This is a genomic window from Sphingomonas sp., from assembly GCF_035910975.1.
Lineage (GTDB): Bacteria > Pseudomonadota > Alphaproteobacteria > Sphingomonadales > Sphingomonadaceae > Sphingomonas.
The window spans coordinates 1-7,020 of sequence record NZ_JAMHWM010000038.1; the positions used below are offsets into that span (position 1 = coordinate 1).

The following is a 7,020-nucleotide window of genomic DNA, read 5'->3' on the forward strand; positions in this document are numbered from 1 at the left end:
CGCGCCCGGGGCCTCCGGGTCGGGGCGGAAGGCGGCCTCGGTGAGGTCCGGGAGGCGCCAGTAGCCCAGGCCGACGCCGGCGCCGCCGATGACGAGCTCGCCCGGCACGCCGGCGGGCACCGGTCGTCCGGCGGCATCGACGATGGAGAGCCGCACCCCGTCGATCGCGCGCCCGATCGGCACCGGGCCGGCAGGCGGCACCGACTGGAGGCGCCCCGCTATGGCCGTGACCGTCGCCTCTGTCGGCCCGTACATGTTCCACAGCTCCGCCCCGCTCGCCAGGCAGCGGCGAGCAAGCTCGGCCGGACAGGGCTCCCCGCCCAGCACGATGGTTCGCGCCGTGGCCGGGTCGTAGCCAAGCTCGAGCAGCGTGGCCATCAGCGATGGCGTGACGTCGAGGACCGTGGGCGGCGCACGCCAGCAGGTCCGAACGAAGCTGCCCAGATCGAACTGCAGGCCGAGGCCCACCAGCCGCGCTCCGGCTGCGAGTGCGCCCAGGACCTGCGGCACCATCGTGTCGAATGCCGGCGCGGCGGAAAACGCCACGCGGTCGCGGGCCGTCAGTCCCAGCGCCTCGATGTACCAGCCGACCTGCCAGGCGGCCGAAGCCTGCGAAACGGCGACGCCTTTCGGCCGCCCGGTGCTTCCGGAGGTATAAATCACGTAGGCCAGCGGCCCGGCAGGCGCCGCCTGCCCATAGCCGGCCGTGACCGCCAGACCCTCGTTCTGCCCGGTCGCAGCGCCCATGATCGCCTGCGGACGGGCATCGTCGAGAATCGACCGGCGGTAGTCCTCGGGCCAGGCGGCGTCGAGGGGAAGGAACGCCGCGCCGGTCCGGATCGTGGCGACGAGCCCGGCGACGAATTCCGGCGTCCGGCCTCCCACCAGCGCCACCAGCCCGCCCGGTCCCACCCCCAGCTCCGTCAGCTTGCCCGCAAGCTCCCGGGCGCGGGCGGCAAGCTCGCCAGCGGTGATCCGGAGATCCTGCGTCTCCAGTACAACGCGCCCGGCGTCCGCATCGAGGCCGTCCAGAAGCCCGGCAAGCGTGCCCGGCTCGCCGGCCGGCCGCGCCTCGATCTTGGCCGGCGGGCCAAGCGCAAGCCGCTCCAGCGGCACATCGGGACTGCGCACCGCCGCCGCCAGGAGCGCGGACAGCGCATCGACGATCGACTGGCCGGCGATCTCGGCGAGATCGGCGGCGACGAATTCCAGCTGCACGAACAGCCCGTCCGTCGCCACCCCGAAGTCGAAGGCAAGGTCGTACTGATACGTTCCGCGCGTGATTGTGCCGCGGCGGATCGCCTCGAGCGTGCCGATCGGCCGGCTGGCATCGCCGTTGATCTGGCAAGTCACCTGAAAGATCGGAGTCGAATTGGCATCGCGCGGCGGATTGACCGCGCGGACGATCAGCTCGAACGGGACCCGGCCGTGGGCGATCCCCTCGCGCAGCGCCCGGGCAGTGGCCTCCACGAGGCTCTCGAACGTCATCCCGGGGACCGGCCGGACGCGAATGGGCAGCATGTTGACGAAAAGCCCGATGATACCGTGTGTCTCGGGATCGTCGCGGTTGGCATGCGGCACGCCGATGACGATGTCGTTCCGCAGGCTGAAGCGATGCAGCGTGGCGAAGACCGCCGCCAGCAACAGCGAGAAGAGCGACACCCCGCGCTGTGCCGCGAAATCGGCGATCGCGCCGGCCGGGCCGGCCTCGATCACCGAAAACACCCGGCCGCCCCGCGACGCCGGGCTAGGCGGGCGCAGGGGGCCTTCCAGCGCCTGGACGACCGGCCTGAAATCGGCATGCGCCAGCCTGTCGCGCCAGTAGGGCAGATCGCGGCCTTCCAGTCCGGGCTCGGCCGCTCGTTCGGACAACGCGCCGTAGCTGACCGCAAGCGCCGGCAACGGCGCCGCGACACCGGCCGCCGCGGCGCGATGGAGTAGGCGCAGTTCCTTCTCGAGCACCCGGATCGACCACAGATCTCCGATGGCGTGGTGCAGCGTGACCAGAATCGCGGATTTCCTGGGCAGCCGCACCAGCGCGACGCGGAACAATGGATCGGTCGCCAGATCGAGCCGCAGGCGCGTTTCGGCCGCGATGACGTCGCGCACGCGCCGGTCGGCCGCAGCCTCGCTGTCATTGCGGCAATCCATGACGAACAAGGTCGGCATCCTCTCCGGATGCACCACCTGGACCAATCCTCTCGACGTCGTCCGCAGGTTGGTGCGCAGCGCCTCGTGCCGGGCGATCAGCTGGGCGAGGGCGGTCCGCAGGGCCGGCTCGGCGATGCCGGCGGGAAAGGAGAAGGCGGCATGGATGTTCCGGCTCGGCGCGTCGGGCTGGAGATGGGCCTCGAACCAAAGCCGCGTCTGCGGATGCGAGGCGGTCCAGATCCGGGCGGTCGGCGCACCTTCGGCGGTATCCGCGCCGGGCCTGGCGAGGCCGCTTGTCTCAGACACTTGCCCTGTCGTCCTCGGACGCATAGCGCGCCATCGCCGCGATCAGCTTCCGGACCGTCGGCGACTCGAAAATCTCGTTGACGGGCACGGCGCGGTCAAACGTCGCCCTCACCTGGCCGATCAGTTGGACGCCGAGCAGAGAATGCCCGCCTAGTTCGAAGAAGTTGTCGTCCACCCCCAACCCGTCGATCCCGAGGAGCCGCTCCCAGATCGCCGTCATCTTGTGCTCGTGTTCGGTCTCTGGCGCGGCATAGGCCGTCGACAGCGGCGGGCGCTCGTGCCCGGCCGGCTCGGCCGGACAGGTGTCGTCGGCCGCCGCGCCGTCCGGCGTCTGTCCAGCACCGTAGAGCCAGTGCGCCATCCGCATCTCGAGATCGCCGGCCGAGACCACCACCGAAGGCGGCAGGCCGCCCGCCGCCGTAGCCGCGATCACCTCGACCGCTCGCTCGACGGTGAGGCCCGCCTCGCCCTCGAGGGTGAAGCCGTCCCACTGGACGGCGTTCCAGCGTGTCGGGCCGTCGGCGCGGGCGAGCAGGCTTGCGGTAGCATCAAGATAGAGATTGGCTCCGGCGTAAGGTGCAAAGCCAAGCCCCCCGAGCGTGCCCGAAATCGACGAGAACAGCACCGCCCATTTCGCCTCGCCGTCCAAGAGCGCCACGAGGTTGTCCGTGCCCGCGACCTTCGGGGCGAACTGGCGCGCCACCAGCGCGGCATCGACCTCCGCCAGCGGGCGAAATCCGTCCTTTGCGGTCAGGCCTGCCGCATGGATGACCCCGTCGATGGCACCGACTTCGACGCGAAGCCGCTCCAGGGCCGCGGCCAGCGCCGACCGGTCCGAGACATCGCAGGCGACGGCGACAAGACTCGCCCCCGCCGCGCCCAGACGGGGGCGCAGCACCTCGACCTGCGCAAGATCGGGCGCTCGCGAGACTAGAGCGATGGTCTTCACGCCGCGTTCGGCAAGGCGGACGGCCATCTCGCGCCCCAGCCGGCCGAGCCCGCCGGTGATCAGGATGTTGCGAGCCGCGATCGGGCCTTCCGCCGGCGCCAGCGGCAGCGGGTCGATGCGCCGGACCCAACGGGTCTTCCCCCGGATCGCGTTCGCCAAGTGCAGGTGGTCGCTCAGGCACGCCACCGCGATCTCGCGGGCCGCACCCGCCGCCTCGTCCGCGGCGCCAGCCCAGTCGATGATGGCCGTTCGGAGGTTCGGGCACTCCTGCGGCACGCATATCGCCAGGGCTTCGAGCGGTGCTATGCCGGGCGCCAGACGTTCGGTTCCGACGACGTCGAAAAGCCCACTCGTGACCTGAAGCACGGTTACCGGGCGCCCCTGCGAGCGGGCGTCGAGCGCGCGGTAGAGATCCAGCAGCGCGCCGAACCCCGCCGCCGAGTCGGGCGCCGACCCCTGCGCGGCGTCGTCGCACAGCATCGCCACCACGCGCGGCTCCTGCGCCATGGCGCTGATCGCCGCGGCCGCCGGGTCGATGCGGTCGCAGGTCCAGCCCTGCGCCTCGAAGGCTGCGGCAAGGCCGGCGGCCAGCGGATGCCCGGCCGCTCCGACGATGGTGCAATGCGCCGGCTCGGCGACGGCGCGCGCCCGGGCGCCGGCGACCGCGACCGCCCGCGTCCAGACGTTCTGATAGCAGGCCGTCCCTGAACGCTCGGGCGTACCTGCGGCGGCCGCCGCCGGCGAGGCGGCATATAGCCCGAAATCGACCCAGTACCGCGACCGCTCGAAAGGATAGGTCGGCAGCGGCACCGCGCCGACGCTGCCCTCGCGATACAGCGCGGACCAGTCGATCCGCGCCCCTTCCACCCAAGCCCGCCCGACTGCATGGAGCAGGCCTTGCCAGCCGTCGTCGGTCGCGCCCCGCGGCAGAACCGGTACCACAAGCGAGTTCGTCTCGCGGGCGAGCTGCATCGGATAGGCGCCGAGAAGCGTACCGTGGCCGAGTTCGAAGACGATGCTGCCTTCCTGCGCCAAGAGCCGCTCGGACGCGCGGCCGAACATGACCGGCCGGCGAAGCTGGCTGCCCCAATAGGCGGGGTCCACGGCCTGTGCGTCGGTGATCCAGTCGCCGGTTCCGTTCGACAGGAACGGCACCGAGGGCGGACGGAGCAGCCGGCCTCCGAGGGCTTCGCGCAGACGGTCCGCCGCCTCGTCCATGGACGGCGAATGGAAGGCGTGCGACGTGGCAAGCCGGACGGCATGCAGGCCCGCTTTCCGGGCGGTCGCCTCGACGGCCTCGATAACCTCGAAGTCGCCGCCGACGACGGTCTGCTCGGGGCCGTTCTCGGCCGTGATCACCGCCCCGGCGATGCCGTCGATCAGGCCGCGCACGGTCTCGGGGTGCGCGGGTAGGGCCAGCATCGCGCCGGGCCGCGCCGCCGCCATCGCGCCAGCACGGATCGCGACGATCCCGATGGCATCCTCGATCCCGAAACTGCCGGCAAGGCTGGCGGCGACCAATTCGCCCAGCGAATGGCCCAGCATGCCCTCGGCCGGGAGCCCCAGATGGCCCAAGAGGCGGCCCAGACAATAACCCTGCGCGAACAGGATCGGCTGGACCCGGCCGGTATCGGTCACCGGTTCGGCGTCTGGCGACAGCAGATAGTCGCGCAGATCGAAGCCGATCTTCCGCGCGAACCCATCGGTCAGCAGCTCTAGATCCTCGGCCACAAGACTATGCGCCGCTGCCAGGTCGCGCAGCGCGCCGGGGCGCTGGCTGCCCTGCCCGGGAATCAGATAGGCAATCCTTGGCTCGATGTCGTCTGGCAGAGTTCTGGCTATCGGCCGCAGGCCGCCCAGCGGTGCAATCTGCCGATGCCGGCCGATGACGGCAAAGCCGCGATGTCGCAGCCGGCGCCGGCCGGTCTGCAAGGTATAGGCGACATCCGCGAAACCGGCCGCCCCGGGGCCAGCCAGATATCCGTCTAAGCGCTCGGCGAGGTTGGCGAAAGCGCGCGGCGTGTGGGCCGAGACCGGCAGTAGCACGGCATGGTCGTAGGCCTCGCGGGCGGGCAGCTGGGGCGCCTCCTCGACGATCGCATGCGCGTTCGTGCCGCCGATGCCGAACGAGCTGACGCCGGCGATCCTCGGCTCGGCCCAGTCCGTCAGCGCGCTGCATACGTGGAACGGCGAAGACTCGATCCCCAGCTGCGGGTTCGGCGTCTTGAAATGGAGGCTGGGAGGGATCTTGCCGGTCATGACACACAAGACGGCCTTGATAAGCCCCGTGACTCCCGCCGCGCAGTCGAGGTGCCCGACATTCGACTTGACACTGCCGATGCCGCAGCCGCCGGTCGCGGCGCCGCCCGCCATGAAGACGTCGCGCAGCGCGGCAACTTCGATCGGATCGCCCAGCGGCGTCGCGGTGCCGTGGCATTCGACGTAGCCGATGTCCTTCGGACCGATTCCCGCCTGCGCCTGCGCCATGGCGATCGCGGCCGCCTGGCCGGCGACGCTGGGCGCGGTGAAGCCGACCTTGCCCGATCCGTCGTTGTTCAGACCGACGCCCGAGATCACCGCTTGGATCGTATCGCGGTCGGCCACCGCGTCGCTCAGCCGCTTCAGGACCACCACCGCCACGCCGTTGCCGCCCACCGTGCCGCCGGCCGCGGCATCGAAGGTACGGCAATAGCCATCGCGCGAGGCGATGCCGCCGTCGCGGTAGAAATAGCCCTGCCGGTGCGGCACGTTCACCGTGGCACCGCCGGCCAGCGCCAGGTCGCAGTGAAAGTTCCGCAGCGCCTCGACCGCCGTCGCCACCGCCACTAGCGAGGTCGAGCAGGCCGTCTGCACTGTGATCGCCGGGCCCTTCAGGCCCAGCTTGTAGGCGACCCTCGTGGCAAGGAAATCCTTGTCGTTGTTGATCAGCACATCGAGATCGGTATACGCGGCGCCGGCGCCCGACATCAGGATTCGCAGCCCGTAGCCGCTCAGCGACGCGCCGCCGTAAACCCCGACGCTGTCCGACCGGATCTGCGGATTGTGGCCGGCAAGCTCCAGCGCCTCCCAAGCACATTCCAGAAACAGGCGTTGTTGGGGGTCGATGATCTCGGCTTCGCGCGGCGCGAAGCCGAAGAGCGGCGCATCGAAGAGCTCGATCCCCTCCAGCACGCCGGCGCGGTTCACGAAGTCGGGCATCGTCAGCACCGCCGGGTCGACGCCATCGGCGGCGAGATCCTCGGCGGTCAGGTCGGATATGCAGTCCTTGCCGGCGCACAGCGCCTCCCACAGCTCTGCGACGCTGGGGGCGCCGGGAAAGCGTCCGGTCATCGCGAGGACCGCAATCGGCTCGAGCGGCTCGTCCTGTCCCCCCTGACGCAGCTCGTCCCGAAGATCGGCGGTCATGGTCATGCGCGCCTCCGCTGGCGCCTTTGTGTCACGCGGCGTTTGGCAGTGGTGATGTCGTCGCGCGAGTCGGGGGTCGAGGCGGGGTCTCGGTCGAGGCGCAGGGCCAGGGCGCGGGCGGTCGGGTGGCGGAACATCTCGACCAGAGGCACCGGGCGGCCCAGCCGCTCCACCAGCTGTTGCTGGACCCGCGCCATCAGGAGGGAATG

The 7,020-nt window shown here is 70.9% G+C and carries 3 protein-coding genes; all 3 read right to left on the bottom strand.

The window, feature by feature from the left end:
- Positions 1-2,457: condensation domain-containing protein (locus VYI76_RS13260; RefSeq protein WP_326525277.1), on the bottom strand; the 2,457-nt coding region annotated here is incomplete at its 3' end.
- Positions 2,450-6,817, bottom strand: a complete 4,368-nt coding sequence (locus VYI76_RS13265) for a type I polyketide synthase (protein WP_326525278.1) — start codon at positions 6,815-6,817, stop codon at positions 2,450-2,452. The genes VYI76_RS13265 and VYI76_RS13260, both read right to left, overlap by 8 nt.
- On the bottom strand, positions 6,814-7,020 hold a 207-nt coding region (locus VYI76_RS13270), incomplete at its 5' end, for a phosphopantetheine-binding protein (RefSeq protein ID WP_326525279.1). The genes VYI76_RS13270 and VYI76_RS13265, both read right to left, overlap by 4 nt.

Excerpts from the sequence above, each read along its gene's own strand:
- VYI76_RS13265 (WP_326525278.1), bottom strand. The coding sequence starts at position 6,817 with ATGACCATGACCGCCGATCTTCGGGACGAGCTGCGTCAGGGGGGACAG.